This window comes from Streptococcus sp. UBA3373, from assembly GCF_002360305.1.
GTDB classification, from domain to species: Bacteria; Bacillota; Bacilli; order Lactobacillales; family Streptococcaceae; genus Streptococcus; species Streptococcus alactolyticus.
In genome coordinates this window covers 1-15,925 of record NZ_DEQF01000031.1, presented here as the reverse complement: position 1 = coordinate 15,925, position 15,925 = coordinate 1, and the positions used below count along the sequence as shown (strand labels likewise).

General features: G+C 43.4%; 14 protein-coding genes and 1 riboswitch. Of the genes, 9 read left to right on the top strand and 5 right to left on the bottom strand.

What is annotated here, in order from left to right; translation table 11 throughout:
• The 6 genes from B3R79_RS04515 (at position 1) to B3R79_RS04490 (ending at position 5,996) form a co-directional block, all read left to right on the top strand.
• Positions 1-1,194: a pyridoxal phosphate-dependent aminotransferase gene (locus B3R79_RS04515; RefSeq protein WP_293694000.1), complete on the top strand. Its 1,194-nt coding sequence runs from the start codon at positions 1-3 to the stop codon at positions 1,192-1,194.
• Positions 1,195-1,339: 145 nt separating this feature from the next.
• A complete protein-coding gene (gene argC, locus B3R79_RS04510; protein WP_293693999.1) occupies positions 1,340-2,362 on the top strand; it encodes an N-acetyl-gamma-glutamyl-phosphate reductase in 1,023 nt (340 codons plus the stop codon).
• A gap of 69 nt (positions 2,363-2,431) precedes the next feature.
• Complete coding sequence (gene argJ / locus B3R79_RS04505) at positions 2,432-3,625, top strand: bifunctional ornithine acetyltransferase/N-acetylglutamate synthase (protein WP_293693998.1); 1,194 nt, start codon at positions 2,432-2,434, stop codon at positions 3,623-3,625.
• Between the two features lie 10 nt (positions 3,626-3,635).
• Entirely contained in the window at positions 3,636-4,370 is a 735-nt protein-coding gene (argB, locus tag B3R79_RS04500; protein ID WP_168260988.1) for an acetylglutamate kinase, read from the top strand.
• A 23-nt stretch (positions 4,371-4,393) separates the two neighbouring features.
• A complete protein-coding gene (locus B3R79_RS04495; protein WP_204984741.1) occupies positions 4,394-5,524 on the top strand; it encodes an acetylornithine transaminase in 1,131 nt (376 codons plus the stop codon).
• Positions 5,508-5,996, top strand: a complete 489-nt coding sequence (locus tag B3R79_RS04490) for an NAD(P)H-dependent oxidoreductase (RefSeq protein ID WP_414717726.1) — start codon at positions 5,508-5,510, stop codon at positions 5,994-5,996. Before B3R79_RS04495 ends, B3R79_RS04490 begins: the two co-directional genes overlap by 17 nt.
• 118 nt (positions 5,997-6,114) lie before the next feature.
• On the opposite strand, the gene thiT is transcribed toward B3R79_RS04490, so the two are convergent.
• The 5 genes from thiT to nrdH form a co-directional block, all read right to left on the bottom strand.
• A complete protein-coding gene (thiT, locus tag B3R79_RS04485) occupies positions 6,115-6,681 on the bottom strand; it encodes an energy-coupled thiamine transporter ThiT (protein WP_168260986.1) in 567 nt (188 codons plus the stop codon).
• Between the two features lie 71 nt (positions 6,682-6,752).
• A riboswitch (TPP riboswitch) is annotated at positions 6,753-6,850 on the bottom strand.
• A gap of 59 nt (positions 6,851-6,909) precedes the next feature.
• A complete protein-coding gene (locus B3R79_RS04480; RefSeq protein WP_168260985.1) occupies positions 6,910-7,215 on the bottom strand; it encodes a bacteriocin immunity protein in 306 nt (101 codons plus the stop codon).
• Between the two features lie 147 nt (positions 7,216-7,362).
• Complete coding sequence (nrdF, locus tag B3R79_RS04475; protein ID WP_154454400.1) at positions 7,363-8,325, bottom strand: class 1b ribonucleoside-diphosphate reductase subunit beta; 963 nt, start codon at positions 8,323-8,325, stop codon at positions 7,363-7,365.
• Between the two features lie 45 nt (positions 8,326-8,370).
• Positions 8,371-10,530 (bottom strand): class 1b ribonucleoside-diphosphate reductase subunit alpha, encoded by a 2,160-nt coding sequence (gene nrdE / locus B3R79_RS04470; RefSeq protein WP_154454399.1) that lies wholly within the window; start codon positions 10,528-10,530, stop codon positions 8,371-8,373.
• Positions 10,531-10,602: 72 nt separating this feature from the next.
• On the bottom strand, positions 10,603-10,830 hold the full coding sequence (nrdH, locus tag B3R79_RS04465) for a glutaredoxin-like protein NrdH (protein WP_154454398.1): 228 nt from the start codon (positions 10,828-10,830) through the stop codon (positions 10,603-10,605).
• A 289-nt stretch (positions 10,831-11,119) separates the two neighbouring features.
• Here nrdH and acnA point away from each other — a divergent pair, with 289 nt between their 5' ends.
• From acnA to icd, 3 genes are all read left to right on the top strand, one after another.
• Positions 11,120-13,798 (top strand): aconitate hydratase AcnA, encoded by a 2,679-nt coding sequence (gene acnA, locus B3R79_RS04460; RefSeq protein ID WP_293693993.1) that lies wholly within the window; start codon positions 11,120-11,122, stop codon positions 13,796-13,798.
• The gene (locus tag B3R79_RS04455; RefSeq protein ID WP_154454396.1) at positions 13,785-14,903 is read left to right on the top strand and encodes a citrate synthase; all 1,119 of its coding nucleotides are present in this window, start codon (positions 13,785-13,787) and stop codon (positions 14,901-14,903) included. Before acnA ends, B3R79_RS04455 begins: the two co-directional genes overlap by 14 nt.
• 11 nt (positions 14,904-14,914) lie before the next feature.
• Positions 14,915-15,925: NADP-dependent isocitrate dehydrogenase (gene icd, locus B3R79_RS04450; protein ID WP_293693991.1), on the top strand; the 1,011-nt coding region annotated here is incomplete at its 3' end.

Below are 15,925 nucleotides of genomic sequence, written 5' to 3'. Positions count from 1 at the left end.
ATGTTTTCACAATCACAGATTTTACAAGATTTACCCAAACAATTTTTCGTCAATTTGGTGGCCAAGGTAAATGCCAAGCAGGCTGAAGGGTATGATGTTATCAATCTCGGACAAGGCAATCCTGACCAGCCGACCTATGATTTCATTGTAGATGCCTTGATTGCTTCGGCTAAAAATCCAGTGTCGCATAAATATTCATCTTTTCGTGGGAATGCTCATTTTAAAGAGGCAGTGAGTCAATTTTATCGGGAACATTATCAGGTTGATCTTAATAGCGAAAAGGAGATTTGCGTGCTTGGTGGTGCTAAAATCGGTTTGGTGGAATTTCCTTTGGCTTTGATGAATCCTGGGGATTTGTTGCTACTGCCTGACCCTGGCTACCCTGATTACCTGTCTAGTGTGGCCTTGGCGCAGATTGATTATGCGACATTTCCATTGACCAAAGCCAATCACTTTTTGCCTGATTTAACAGCTATTCCTGAGGACGTAGCAAAACGGGCTAAGTTTATTTATGTCAATTACCCCAATAATCCGACGGGTGCGGTGGCAACTGCAGATTTTTACGAAGAATTGGTGGCTTGGGCTAAAGCCTACGATGTCGGTGTTATCAGCGATTTTGCTTATGGTGCCTTGGGAGCAGAAGGTTATGAAAACCCAAACTTTCTTTCCACACCTGGAGCTAAGGACGTCGGCATTGAACTATACACTTTCTCCAAAACCTTTAATATGGCAGGCTGGAGGCTTGCTTTTGCGGCTGGCAATGCTCAGTTGATTGAGGCGCTTAACTTGTTGCAAGACCACTTGTTTGTGAGCGTCTTTCCAGCGATTCAAGATGCAGGTGCGGTGGCACTTTTGGATGAACGGTCGAAAGATGCCGTTGCAGACTTAAATAAGACTTACGATGAACGACGTCGTGCCTTTGTTCAAGCCGCTGAGAAGATTGGTTGGCACGCTTTTGATTCCAAAGGGTCATTCTATGCTTGGATGCCTGTGCCAGAAGGTTATGACAGTGAGCAGTTTGCTGACTTGCTTTTAAATGAAGCCCACGTGGCTGTCGCACCAGGAAAAGCCTTTGGGAAACAAGGTGACAGCTATGTCAGAATCGGTTTATTGGTTGATCCCGAACGTTTGGTCGAAGCTGTTGAGCGCATCGGCAAATTACACCTGTTTGAAAAGACGAATTCCCATTTGTAACGATACAAAGGGAATCAGATTATTTCCCTCATTAATAAGCAGTTGATTTTATAATCAACTGCTTATTATTTTTATTCAAAAAACACTTGACTTATGAATAAATATGCTATAAAATAGACACATATTTATTCAAGGGGTGTATATTATGAAAGTGTCGATTGTTGGTATCACTGGATACAGTGGTTTTGAATTGGTTAAAATATTGAATAATCATAAAAAAGTGACGATTACTTCGATTCATGCCACCAAGGATATTAGCCGATGCTTGTCAGATATCTATCCTTACCTTTCTGGGATTTGTGATTTGGTGATTGAAGCCTTTGACGCGAAAGCTATCATGGCAGTTTCTGACTTGGTTTTCTTTGCGACTCCAAGCGGCATCGCTAGTCAATTGGCAGCTCCTTTTATAGCAGCTGATTTTCCAGTGATTGATTTGTCTGGCGACCATCGTCTGCCTGCAGATGTTTATGAAAAATGGTATCACAAAACCCCAGTAAGCGATGCTGTTTTGAGTCAATTTACCTACGCTTTGACAGAGTGGACAGACCTTAAGGGGAAACGTTTTGTTTCAAATCCTGGTTGCTATGCAACGGCAACAGAACTGGCCTTGCTTCCCTTGTTAAAGGCAGATGTGATTGAGGAAGATGCGATTATTGTTGATGCTAAAAGTGGTTTGACAGGTGCTGGGAAGGCCTTGTCTGAAGCCAGCCATTTCGTAAATGTGCATGATAATTATGTAACTTACAAGCTAAATCACCACCAGCATATTCCTGAAATTGTGCAAATGCTGCAAGAGGTCAACCCTAAGGTGCCGTATATACAATTTTCAACCTCGCTCTTGCCTGTTAATCGTGGAATTATGGCGACGTCTTATGTGAAGTTGAAAAAACCGTTGAGCAAAGCGGCATTAGATGCTATCTATCAAGCGGCTTACGAGGACAAACCTTTCGTGCGTGTGCAAGAGGATTTACCAGAATTGCATAATGTGATTGGGTCTAATTTTACGGATATTGGTTTTCTCTACAATGAGGTGACAAATGTCTTAACGGTGGTGTCTGTGATTGACAATCTGATGAAAGGGGCGGCTGGTCAGGCAGTGCAAAATCTCAATGCCATGATGGGTTGGGATGAAACCGAAGGCTTATTGGTGTCGCCAAGTTATTTATGATAGAAAGAAAGGGTTAGGAGCTTTAAAAAGGAAGCTTTGTGCTTGTGGTTAAAGCTTTAGGTGATTAGGATGAAAGTGATTGAAGGCAATATTGCAAGCCCGCTTGGTTTTTCGGCAGATGGCTTGCACGCAGGGTTTAAGAAAAGAAAAATGGATTTTGGGTGGATTGTGTCAGAAGTCCCAGCCAGTGTGGCAGGGGTTTACACGACCAATAAAGTGATTGCAGCCCCTTTGATTGTGACGCGTCAATCGGTGAAAAAAGCTCAAAAAATGAAAGCCATCGTGGTCAATTCGGGTGTGGCCAATTCTTGTACGGGGGTGCAAGGCATGGAAGATGCCTACACCATGCAGCAATGGACAGCTAATAAATTGGGGGTTGAGCCTGATTTGGTGGGGGTAGCTTCAACAGGTGTCATCGGTGATTTGTTGCCAATGGACACGCTCAAAACAGGATTGTCTAAATTGGTGGTCAATGGCAATGCGGATGATTTTTCAAAAGCCATTCTAACAACGGATACAGTCGTCAAAACTGTTGCCGTGACGGAACAATTTGGGCGTGACGAAGTCACCATGGCAGGTGTGGCTAAGGGCTCGGGTATGATTCATCCTAATATGGCAACCATGCTAGCCTTTATCACGTGTGATGCCAATATTTCCAGTGAAACCTTGCAGTTAGCGCTTAGTCAAAATGTGGAAACAACGTTCAATCAAATCACAGTGGACGGTGATACCTCAACCAATGATATGGTCTTGGTCTTGGCTAATGGCTGTACGCTCAATGACGAAATCTTGCCTGACACAGCCGAATTTGAGAAGTTCTCGGCCATGCTCCACTACGTGATGCAAGAACTTGCTAAGAAAATTGCTAAGGACGGTGAAGGCGCAAGCAAACTCATTGAAGTTGTGGTAAAACACGCTCCTAACACCTTTGACGCACGAATGATGGCTAAAAGTGTGGTGGGCTCAAGTCTTGTGAAAACGGCTATTTTCGGCGAGGATCCTAATTGGGGACGTATTTTAGCAGCGCTTGGTTATGCGGGGGTCGATGTCCCTGTTGACAACATTGATATTGCTTTAGGAGATGTGCCAGTCATGCTGGGCTCAGGTCCTGTGGCCTTTGATGCTGAGGAAATGCAAGACATCATGCATGAAGAGGTTATTTGTATCATGGTGGATTTGCATTCGGGTGAGGCAACTGGAAAGGCTTGGGGTTGTGATTTATCCTATGATTATGTGAAAATTAACGCTTTGTATCGGACATAAGGGGAAGTTTATGGAACATGTCATTGTCATTAAAATCGGAGGTGTTTCCAGTCAGCACCTATCACAAGAATTCATTCAGCAAATCAAGCAGTGGAAGGCTGAAAACAAGCAAGTGGTTATCGTCCACGGTGGCGGTTTTGCCATCAACCAACTCATGGAAGAAGAACACGTGCCCATTACCAAGAAAAATGGCTTGCGCGTGACCAGACAATCAGACATGAAACTGGTTAGCTATGCCCTGTTGAAAATCGTCGGTGCCAATTTGGTGAAAAAATTGAACCAATCGTCGCTAGATAGCGTCCAACTTTTGTCAAATATGCCAAAAGTGGTACAGGCAGATTTCTTGGACAAGGCGACTTATGGTTATGTGGGCAATGTGTCGCACATCGAGACAGAGATTTTGGAGCAAATGTTGGCAGATCAGATGTTGCCAGTTCTAGCTTCTATTGGTTTTTCTAAGGATGGTAAGATGCTCAATATCAATGCGGATTACCTAGCGACAGCCATTGCCGTTGCTCTTGGGGCTGAAAAATTGGTGCTGATGACAGATGTCAAAGGAGTTTTGGAAAATGGTGCGGTGCTTGATCACTTGTCATCCACTGATTTTCAAGAAAAAATTGATAAAGGAGTCATCACAGGTGGGATGATTCCAAAGATTGAATCAGCGGTCAAGACAGTCCTGGCAGGTGTTGGTGAGGTTTTGATTGGCGATAATTTGCGGGCAGGCACATCCATAGTTTGCTAGGTTAGATTGATGAGGGGACAAGGATGACGAAACTATTTCAAAATTACAAACGCGCAGCGATTGAATTTGTCAAGGCAAAGGACAATTATCTCTTTGACCAAGAGGGCAAGGCTTATTTGGACTTTTCATCAGGAATCGGTGTGACTAATCTTGGTTTTCACCCTACTGTACAGGCGGCATTGCTCAAGCAGGCTCAAGACATTTGGCACACGCCTAATTTATATGAAAACTATCTGCAAGAAGAGGTCGCCAGTAAGTTGATTGGCGATAGGGATTATTTGGCCTTTTTTGCCAATAGCGGAGCAGAAGCCAATGAGGCTGCTATCAAACTAGCCCGTAAGGCAACTGGCAAGCAAGGCATTATCAGTTTTGTGCAGTCTTTTCATGGTCGGACCTATGGCGCCATGTCCGCAACAGGCCAAGACAAAATCAAAACAGGCTTTGGAGATGGTGTGCCACATTTTAGCTATGCCATTTACAATGATTTGGACAGCGTGAAAGATTTGGTGACCAGCGACACTGCTGCCGTCATGCTGGAATTGGTTCAGGGAGAATCTGGCGTGCGTCCAGCAGACCCTGCCTTTATCACTGCCTTGAGCGCATTTTGTCAGGAAAATGACATCTTGTTCATTGTTGATGAGGTTCAGACGGGCATGGGACGTACGGGCAAGCTTTACGCTTTTGAACATTATGGCATTGAACCTGACATTGTCACCCTCGCCAAAGGTTTGGGAAATGGTGTTCCTGTTGGTGCTATGCTGGGCAAGGCGAAATTTGGGGGGGCTTTTTCTTATGGCAGTCACGGTTCTACCTTTGGAGGCAATAAACTAGTCATGGCAGCAGCCTCAAGCGTTCTTGATGTCATGTTGGCAGAAGACTTTTTGCCACAGGTTCTTGAAAAAGGGCAGTATTTACAAACTGCCTTGCAGAAAGCCTTAGCTGAAAATGCAAAAGTGACTGACATTCGTGGCTTGGGTTGCATGATTGGGATTGAAACAACGGAAAATCTTACTGACTTGGTAATCCAAGCACGTGAACAGGGTTTGATTGTCTTAACGGCAGGCAGCAACGTTATTCGCCTTTTGCCACCATTGACTCTGACCAAAGAAAAAATAGACGAAGGTGTTGCCATTCTTACTGATATTTTCGACTAGAAAAAGAATTTTTCTCAAAAGAAACTCTTTTTTGGTTAACAAAAGCATTTTGGCTGAAGTCAAACAAGCACTTCCAGAAGTGGAATTGGATATTTTGAGTGACTTGTATCCTGATTATCAAATCGATGTAGCAGCCGAGCAGGAAAAATTGCGTCAGGTAGATGTGATTGTTTTTCAGTACCCACTGTATTGGTATGCGGTGCCGTCTTTATTGCAAAAATGGCTTGAAAAGGTCTTTGTGCACGGCTTTTCTCATGGTGCTTCTGGGGATGCTTTAAAGGGCAAGTATGTGATTGCATCCTTGACCACTGGAGCTGGCGAGGCAGCATATCAGGCAGAATCAGGCACCAGCATCGAGGATTTGTTAGCACCCATTCGCTTGACGGCAAAACTCACTCAGCTGAATTATCTTGGACACATTGTCACACACGATGTGTCTTATTCACTACGTCAAGATGCTGACAAGGCATAAGAAATTCTAGCCAAATCTAAAGACCACGCCAAACAACTGATTGCCCTCATTTAACAATTAGACGATTAGTTTTAACAAAAACTAGAAAAACCAGCTTGAGCAAGGAACTCAGGCTGGTTTAATGTCTAACCAAGAACAATTTCCCTTGGGTGGGGATGATGATGGCAAAGGTTAGGATAAGAAAGACTAGCGTCAAAAGGCCAGCAGTGCCATTGACGGTGAGGGAGTACATATAAGGGGACATGCCTTTGGGAGCATAGCTACCCCAAAAAAGAAAGCCTGCAAGAAAATGCCAAAAGTAGCGGACAAAAACAGCTAGACAGCCTCCTAAGCTGGCATAAATCAAAGCACGTCCCTTGTGTTCCTGTCTTAAAGCTTTTTGGAAAGGCGCCGCGAAAAAGCCTGCTAGTCCCATTGAAGCAAAGGCAAAGAGGTATTCAATAACCACTTGCGAAACGGATAAATACCAAACCTTCCCCAAAATAAAGTGCAGCAAGCCCCAAATGGTTCCCGCTAAAATGCCGTATTTTGGCCCACGTCGTAGGGAAAAAAGCACCAAGGGAATAGCACCAAAAGAAGGACTAAACCAGCTAGCAAAATCAGGAATGTAAGACAAGGCCATGGCAAAAGCAGCAACAAGAGCCGTTTCGACCAAGATAGACAATCTAAAACGTTTGGATGACATTAAAAAAGCTCCTTTCACAACAAAGGAGCTTTTTTCTGATTTATTGCACAGGTTATTCAAAACAAAGTTTTATTAACACATGTCACAATCCCTACGCTCGTCCTAACGAGATCAGGTGATCAGGATTTCGCATTTGCGATCTCAGCCTTAAGCACTCCTTTGTGATTCAATTGCCTTTAGTCTATCATGAAAGCGCCATTCTTGTCAAGCATTCTTAACAGCCCTCGCCTAATGATTGGTAAAAGCTACTTGTAAAATAACTCCCCAGTAGTATCTCCAACGCTTTCTTTCCAAATATTTCTTTAAAACAAGCAATTCATCGTTGCGATTGGCTTTTCGGTGTAAGATCTCATCACAAACAAAAGGATACAATCGGTAAGCCAAGTAGGCTATGGAATCGCCCTTTTCAAGTCCTGAGGCACTGTTTAAAAGGGCTTGACGCAGCTCTTCACTAATGACCAGAGTAGGATTATTATAAACCAACTCAATATGATGATAAAATATCTGGCGCTTCCTCTTGCGTCGTTTGTTCATAAACAAGCTAACACCACCCCTCTAATGTTCATTATACCTTATTTCGGTAAAAATGCATCACGAAATCGTTATTGCAGATGGTAGAAGCTACAAAGCCTTTGAAGCAAGTAAAAAGAGAACAGTTTTCCTGCTCTCTTTTCAAAAGGATTAAAGTCCGTAGTTGTAGTCGTCATCCTGCATGGCTTCCACGGTACCAAGCAAGTAACCATTTCCGACTTGACTAAAGAAATCGTGGTTAGACGTCCCCGTTGAAATACCGTTCATGACGATTGGATTGACATCGTCCGCAGTATCAGGGAAAAGTGGGTCTTGTCCGAGATTCATCAAGGCCTTGTTGGCATTGTAACGTAAGAAGGTCAAGACCTCATCTGTCCATCCCACAGCGTCATAGAGGGATCTGGTGTAATTTTCTTCATTTTCGTAGAGCTGGTAGAGCAAGTCATACATCCACTCACGAAAAGCGTCTTGTTCGTCTTCTGATAATTCATTGAAACCAAGCTGGAATTTGTAACCGATATAAGTACCGTGAACAGATTCGTCACGAATAATCAGTTTGATAATTTCAGCCACATTGGCTAATTTGTTATTGCCAAGGTAGTAAAGAGGTGTGAAAAATCCTGAATAAAACAAGAATGTTTCCAGAAAAGTAGAGGCTACTTTCTTTTGCAAGGCATCGCCGTTTTCATAAATATCGTTGATGATTTTGGCTTTCTTTTGCAAGTATTCGTTGTTGTTAGTCCACTCAAAAATGGCTTCGATTTCTGATTTGGTGTTGAGTGTTGAGAAAATCGATGAGTAAGATTTGGCGTGGACAGATTCCATGAATTGAATGTTGTTGAGGACAGCTTCTTCATGCGGTGTGCGCACATCTGCTCGAATAGCTTCTACTCCAGATTCAGATTGCATGGTATCAAGTAGGGTAAGACCTCCAAAGACCTTGCCTACCAAGTCTTTTTCTTGTTCAGACAATTGACGCCAGTCATCAAGGTCATTTGATAAAGGAATGCGGGTATCTAGCCAAAATTGTTCGGTCAATTTTTCCCAAGTGGATTTGTCAATGACGTCCTCGATTTCATTCCAGTTAATCGCTTTATAATAAGTTTGTGACATGTTATTCTCCTCGTGTGGCAAAAGGTAGGGTATTAAGTTTTTGCCTTAAATCGTACATGATTCGCATTGGTTAGCGCCAACTTCGTCTCCATCATCGGTAAAGGTACGAATGTAGTAGATAGATTTGAGTCCTTTGTTAAAGGCATAGTGGCGTAAAATGGACAAATCACGTGTGGTTTGCTTGCTTTGCGTTTTCCACTCATAGAGTCCTTGAGGAATGTCGCTGCGCAAGAACAAGGTCAATGACAAGCCTTGGTCAACGTGTTCGGTTGCGGCTGCATAGACATCAATGACTTTTCGCATATCCATATCGTATGCAGATGTGTAATAAGGAATGGTATCGGTTGAAAGTCCAGCAGCAGGGTAGTAGATTTTACCAATTTTCTTTTCCTGGCGTTCTTCGATACGTTGGGTAATGGGGTGAAGGGACGCTGACACATCGTTGATGTAAGAAATAGACCCATTTGGTGCAACGGCTAAACGGTTTTGGTGGTAAAGCCCATCTGCCATGACCGCATCACGCAGTTTAGCCCAATCTTGACCGCTAGGGATGAAGTGGTCTGCAAACAAGTCTTTCACACGGTCAGAAGTTGGCACGTATTTTCCTGTGATGTATTTATCAAAATAGCTACCGTCAGCGTAAGCTGATTTGTCAAAACCGACAAAGGTTTGCTGGCGTTCACGAGCAATGTTATTTGATTCGACCAAGGTCCAATAGTTCAACAACATGAAGTAGATGTTGGTAAATTCGATCGATTCGGGGCTACCGTAGTGAATGTGGTGTTGGGCGAGGTAAGTGTGTAAGCCCATGGCACCAAGTCCAAAGGTGTGTGCTTGGTCATTGCCGTTTTTGATGGTTGGAACAGCTTCGATAGATGATGTATCTGATACGAAGGTCAAGGCGCGTGTCATTGCCTTAATAGAGCGTCCAAAATCAGGTGAAGTCATCATGTTGACCACGTTGGTTGACCCAAGGTTACATGAGATATCTGTTCCCATTTTAACGTATTCCTGAGCATCGTTAATCTCACTTGGTGTTTGCACTTGAAGGACCTCAGAGCACAAGTTAGACATGATGATTTTACCGTCAATTGGGTTGGTACGGTTAGCGGTGTCAATATTGACCACATAAGGGTAGCCTGATTCTTGTTGCAATTTTGAGACTTCAGTTTCCAAATCACGTGCCTTAATTTTGGTTTTGACGATATTAGGGTTTGCCACCATGTTATCGTATTCGGCTGTAATGTCCACATAGCTATATGGCACACCGTATTCACGCTCAACGCTGTAAGGGCTAAAGAGGTACATATCGTCGTTGTTACGAGCTAATTCGTAAAATTTATCAGGGACGGTGATACCTAGTGAAAGGGTCTTAACACGCACTTTTTCATCAGCATTTTCTTTTTTAGTCGATAGAAAAGCCATGATGTCTGGATGAAAGACATCCAAATACACTGCACCAGCACCTTGACGTTGCCCCAATTGGTTAGAATAAGAGAAACTGTCTTCAAAAAGTTTCATGACAGGAACAACTCCAGATGCTGCGCCTTCATAACCCTTGATTGGCGCGCCAGCTTCACGAAGGTTTGAGAGGCTAATGCCCACACCACCTCCGATACGTGACAATTGCAAAGCTGAATTGATAGAACGCCCAATGGAATTCATGTCATCAGTGACCGAAATCAAAAAGCAAGACACAAATTCACCGCGACGGCTACGTCCAGCATTTAAGAAAGATGGTGTAGCAGGCTGGTAACGTTGGTGAATCATTTCTGTGGCCAAATCGCGCGCTAAAGCTTCATCGCCATCTGCAAAATAAAGGGCGTTAAACAAGACACGGTCTTCGATGCTTTCAAGGTATTGTGTGCCATCGTTGGTTTTTAAGGCATATTGTTGGTAAAACTTATAGGCAGCCATGAATGATTTGAATTGGAAGTGTTGTGCTTGCAAGTCTTTGGCTAAGGCCTCAATAAATTCCGGTGTGTATTTGCCGATAAAAGCCGCTTCGATGTAGTCATTGTCAATCAAATAGCGGATTTTAGCCGTAATGGAATCAAAAGCCATGGTGTTTGGAATGACATTTTCACGAAAGAAGGCTTCGAGAGCTTCTCTATCTTTGTGAAGAGGAATTTGACCATTGATAGGTCGGTTAATTTCATTGTTTAGGCGGAAATAAGACACATCGCCAAGATTTTTTAAACTCATAATTACGATACAAAAGCCTACCTAACAAAAAGAAGAGGCAGACTTTATTTCCTTTCTGTGCTTGGGTTAGAGTTAAAGCAAGGCTTTTAACTTAGCAGGTTGAAAACCAGAGAAAATGATATCTCCTGATTTAATAACGGGAGCAGCGGTAAAGCCTAGATTTTTGACATATTCAACCATTTCAGGACGTTCGTCGATATTAATTTCTTGATAGTTTGCTCCCTCATTATCAAGGAGTTTTTTCGTCATTTTACATTGAATGCAGTTGTTTTTTGAATAAATGGTAATGGTATTAGCCATCTGACATCGACCTTTCTAAATATTTTAAGTGTACTGTTCTACTTATCTAGCATACCCAAAAAAGAGGAAAAAAGCAAGCTAAAGTGCTTCAAAAAATACTATATATTGTGTTTTTTATGGTCAAATAGCACAAAATATAGTAACCAAGCGGCTTGACGGGGATTGTTTTGAAAACACCTTGCTAACACTATATGTTATAAAAACTAACACATAATAAAATAAAACTTGACACAATATTCTGAAAGTTGTATAATGTATGAAAATTTATACTATTTTAAGGGGGATGTTTATGAGTAAGTTTTTATCTGATTTTTCCTTCAAGGAAAGCCAATATTCCTATTACGACATTGAGCGCGTGGTGACTTCCTACGGAGGAAATATTCATAAAATCCCTTACACCATTCGTATTTTACTTGAAAGTTTACTCAGAAAATACGACGGAAAAGATGTAACGAAAAATCACATAAAAGCCTTGGCGACCTATCAAGCTAAGCAGCCCAGTGGTGAAATCCCATTTAAGCCTAGTCGCGTGATTTTACAGGATTTTACGGGAATTCCGGTAGTTGTTGATTTGGCTTCTATGCGAGATGCGGTGGTTGCACATGGTGGCAATCCCCAACTCATTAACCCTGAAATTCCAGTGGATTTGGTGATTGACCACAGTGTTCAGGTGGATGTTTTTGGTTGTGATTCAGCTTTGGAAGATAATATGACACTTGAATTTCAACGCAATAATGAGCGCTACACCTTTCTAAAATGGGCGGAAAAAGCCTTTGACAATTACCGTGTGATTCCGCCTGCGACAGGGATTATCCACCAAGTCAACATTGAATTTTTAAGCGATGTGGTGATTGAACAAGACGGCTTGTTGTACCCTGATTCCATGTTTGGAACGGACAGCCACACCACGATGATTAATGGTATTGGTGTTCTTGGCTGGGGTGTCGGTGGTATCGAGGCAGAGGCCGCTATGCTGGGCGAAGCCTCTTTCTTTCCCATTCCTGAAGTGGTTGGCGTGCATTTGACAGGCAAATTGTCTAAGTTAGCGACAGCAACGGATTTGGCCTTGAAGGTTACGCAAGTGCTTCGACAAGCTCATGTGGTTGGCAAATTTGTTGAATATTTTGGGGAAGGTTTAACCAGTTTGACCTTGGCAGAACGAGCAACAGTTGCCAACATGGCACCTGAGTACGGCGCGACCTGTGGTTACTTTCCGATTGACGATGAAACCTTGAATTATATGCGTTTGACCAATCGTTCTAGCGAACATATTGACTTGACAAAGGCTTATGCCAAGCAAAATCACCTATTTTACAATCCTGAGCATCAGGCGGATTATACGACTGTTATTGAGATTGATTTGTCAACGATTACGCCAAGCATCGCTGGACCAAAACGTCCGCAGGATTTGATTGATTTGACCCAAGCCAAACAAGCTTTTCAAGACAGTTTGGTGCGTGAGGCAGGTGTTCAGGGGTTTGGTTTGACAGCAGATGAACTGGATAAGGCCGCTACAGTTCAGTTTGAGCAAGAAACTGTTGACATTAGAACAGGGCACGTGGCGATTGCAGCCATCACGTCATGTACCAATACCTCTAATCCTTATGTATTGATGGCAGCGGGCTTATTAGCGAAAAATGCGGTTGCACGTGGCTTGAAAGTGGCTCCGACAGTCAAGACGTCTTTGGCTCCAGGCTCTAAGGTGGTCACAGGTTACTTGCGCCAATCAGGTCTGCAAGCTTATTTGGACCATCTTGGCTTTAATCTCGTTGGTTATGGTTGCACCACTTGTATTGGAAATTCAGGCAATTTGTTGCCAGAGGTAACAGAAGCGATTACAAAGTCGGATTTGTTAGTATCAGCGGTCTTGTCAGGCAATCGTAATTTTGAAGGGCGGGTCAATCCGCTTGTCAAAGCTAACTTTTTGGCAAGTCCACCTCTAGTAGTGGCCTACGCTCTTGCTGGCAATACTAATGTGGATTTGACCAGTGAGCCGCTTGGTTTTGACCACAATCAAGACCCTGTTTACCTAAAAGATCTTATGCCAAGCCATGACGAGGTTGCCCAATACGTTGATCGTTATGTGACCCGCCAGTTGTTTGAGGATGAGTACCAGCACGTTTTCACGGACAATGAGCAATGGAATCACATTGATACTCAGAACAGCTTGATTTACCCATGGAAGGCAGATTCTACCTACATTCAAAACCCGCCGTATTTTGATGGTTTGGATAATCAAAGCACAATCAAACCGCTACGCCATTTGCGTGTTTTAGCTAAATTTGGTGACAGTGTCACGACTGACCATATCTCGCCAGCGGGAAATATCTCAAGAAATAGCCCTGCAGCAAATTACCTTGAAGAACACGGCGTGACTTATGCTGATTTTAATTCTTACGGCAGTCGCCGTGGTAATCATGAGGTCATGATGCGAGGAACCTTTGCCAATATTCGCATTCAAAATCAGTTGGCGGCTGGCAAAGTGGGCGGTTACACGACTTATGAGGGTGACGTGATGCCTATTTACGATGCGGCTATGCATTATAAAGCTGATAACGTGGCGACCTTGGTCATTGCAGGAAAAGATTACGGCATGGGTTCTAGTCGGGACTGGGCAGCCAAGGGAGCAAATCTTCTTGGAGTCAAAGCCGTGCTGGCTGAAAGTTTTGAACGCATTCACCGCTCAAATCTAATCATGATGGGGATTTTACCGCTGCAATTTTTAGACGGTGAAACAGCTGATAGCCTTGGTTTAACAGGATTTGAAAGCTATGATATCGAACTGCCAGAAAATCCAAGCATTCATGATGTGGTTGATGTTGTGGCGCGTGATGCCTCAGGTGACAAACTCTTTAAAGCCATGGTGCGTTTTGATGCGGCGGCAGATATTCGCTACTATAAAAACGGTGGTATTTTGCCAATGGTGGTTCGTAAAAAGTTGGAGGGAGTAGCTTATGATGGAAAGTGAAGGTATGAAAGACTTAATTGCCTGCCAAACGCGTATTAGCGCGATTGTTGACGATCAGTTGTCTTATGCAGGCTATAATATTTCAGAATTGATGGACAATGAAGCGAGTTTTGAAGAGGTTATCTATCTTCTTTGGAACCTGCATTTGCCCAATCAGAAAGAATTGGCTGATTTTACTGCGGAGTTGCGTGCCAATTATGGCATTAGCGATGCGATTGAACAGTGTTTGTTGATTCAGTCACGTCGCCATCTGCACCCCATGAGTGTCTTACGTTCAACGGTCAGTCTGCTTGGGGTGTACAACGTTCATGCTGAGGATACTTCAGAAGAAGCTGTTTATGAGCAATCCATTCAATTAATGGCAAAAATGCCCACTATTATTGCGGCATTTGCTCGTTTGCGCTCAGGGCAGACACCCATAGCACCGCGTGAGGATTTGTCTATCGCAGCCAACTTTTTGTATATGCTAAAAGGAGAAGAGCCAACTCCTCTGCAAGTTAAGGCGCTCAATCGTGCCTTGGTCCTACACGCTGATCATGAGTTAAATGCTTCTACCTTTGCTGCGCGTGTGTGTGCTTCGACCTTGGCAGATATCTATTCTTGCGTGACCACTGCTATCGGTACCCTAAAAGGACCTCTGCACGGTGGGGCAAATGAACGTGTTTTTGATATGCTAACAGACATTCGTGAAATGGGAGATAGCGAGGCCTATTTACAGGAAAAACTCGCCTGCAAGGAAAAAATCATGGGCTTTGGGCACCGTGTTTATAAAAAACAAGACCCGCGTGAAAAATACTTGCGAGATATGGCAGAAGAATTGACCAAAGGCACAGAAGATGAGGTTTGGTTTGATTTGTCGCGTGAGGTGGAAGATTACATGAAAAATGCCAAGGGGCTGATTCCAAATGTCGATTTCTACTCAGCGACAGTTTATCATGTGCTTGGCATTGACAGTTCCATCTACACTTTGATTTTTGCCATGAGCCGTGTATCAGGTTGGATTGCCCATATTCAAGAGCAACAACGCCATAACAAACTCATTCGCCCACGTTCAGACTATGTTGGCCTTGTGGATTTGACTTACATTCCCATGGAAGCGCGTTAGAAAGGATAGCTATGTCAGAAAAAATCACTTTGGAAAATGGCCGTTTGTCTGTGCCTAATCATCCTGTCATTCCGTTCATTGAAGGGGACGGGATTGGGCAAGATATTTGGAAAAATGCGCGTGCGGTTTTTGATGCGGCAGTAGCAAAAGCCTATCACGGTCAAAAAACAATTCAGTGGCTGGAAGTCTTGGCAGGTCAAAAGGCGCATAAAACCACGGGTCAATGGCTGCCTGATGACACACTTGAGGCAATCAAAGAATATTTAGTTGCCATCAAAGGGCCTCTAGAAACGCCTGTTGGTGGTGGTATTCGCTCGCTCAATGTCACCTTGCGTCAAGAATTGGATTTGTATGCTTGCGTGCGTCCTGTGCGGTATTTTCAAGGCATTGAAAGCCCGCTCAAAGAACCTGAAAAAATCAATATCATCATTTTTCGGGAAAATACAGAGGACATTTATGCGGGAATTGAGTGGCAAGCTGGTAGCTCAGAAGCCAAGCAAGTGATTGCTTTTTTGCAAAAAAACATGGGGGTTAACAAAATCCGTTTTCCTGAAAGCAGTAGCATTGGTATCAAACCTATTTCAAAAGAAGGGAGTGAGCGTCTGATTCGCTCAACCATTGAATACGCCCTGACCAATAACCTCGCTAAAGTTACCCTTGTTCATAAGGGAAACATTCAAAAATTCACAGAAGGTGGTTTCCGAAAATGGGGCTATGAACTCGCTCAAAGAGAGTACGCCGATGAACTTGCCAGCGGAAAATTAGTTATCAATGACATCATTGCGGACAATTTTTTGCAGCAAATTCTGCTTAATCCTGAAGCTTTTGATGTGGTGGCGCTGACCAATCTGAATGGGGATTATGCCAGCGATGCCTTGGCAGCACAGGTGGGAGGTATTGGCATTTCACCAGGTGCTAACATCAATTACAGCACAGGTCATGCCATTTTTGAGGCGACACATGGCACAGCGCCTGATATTGCAGGGCAAGACAAGGCTAATCCCTGCTCGCTGCTCTTGTCA

What these genes read in the sequence shown, in the direction of transcription:
- nrdF (WP_154454400.1), bottom strand. Translation starts at nt 8,325, where the DNA reads ATGTCACAAACTTATTATAAAGCGATTAACTGGAATGAAATCGAGGAC.
- B3R79_RS04495 (WP_204984741.1), top strand. Translation starts at nt 4,394, where the DNA reads ATGACGAAACTATTTCAAAATTACAAACGCGCAGCGATTGAATTTGTC.
- argJ (WP_293693998.1), top strand. Translation starts at nt 2,432, where the DNA reads ATGAAAGTGATTGAAGGCAATATTGCAAGCCCGCTTGGTTTTTCGGCA.
- B3R79_RS04455 (WP_154454396.1), top strand. Translation starts at nt 13,785, where the DNA reads ATGATGGAAAGTGAAGGTATGAAAGACTTAATTGCCTGCCAAACGCGT.
- argC (WP_293693999.1), top strand. Translation starts at nt 1,340, where the DNA reads ATGAAAGTGTCGATTGTTGGTATCACTGGATACAGTGGTTTTGAATTG.
- thiT (WP_168260986.1), bottom strand. Translation starts at nt 6,681, where the DNA reads ATGTCATCCAAACGTTTTAGATTGTCTATCTTGGTCGAAACGGCTCTT.
- B3R79_RS04480 (WP_168260985.1), bottom strand. Translation starts at nt 7,215, where the DNA reads ATGAACAAACGACGCAAGAGGAAGCGCCAGATATTTTATCATCATATT.
- acnA (WP_293693993.1), top strand. Translation starts at nt 11,120, where the DNA reads ATGAGTAAGTTTTTATCTGATTTTTCCTTCAAGGAAAGCCAATATTCC.
- B3R79_RS04515 (WP_293694000.1), top strand. Translation starts at nt 1, where the DNA reads ATGTTTTCACAATCACAGATTTTACAAGATTTACCCAAACAATTTTTC.
- nrdH (WP_154454398.1), bottom strand. Translation starts at nt 10,830, where the DNA reads ATGGCTAATACCATTACCATTTATTCAAAAAACAACTGCATTCAATGT.
- nrdE (WP_154454399.1), bottom strand. Translation starts at nt 10,530, where the DNA reads ATGAGTTTAAAAAATCTTGGCGATGTGTCTTATTTCCGCCTAAACAAT.
- argB (WP_168260988.1), top strand. Translation starts at nt 3,636, where the DNA reads ATGGAACATGTCATTGTCATTAAAATCGGAGGTGTTTCCAGTCAGCAC.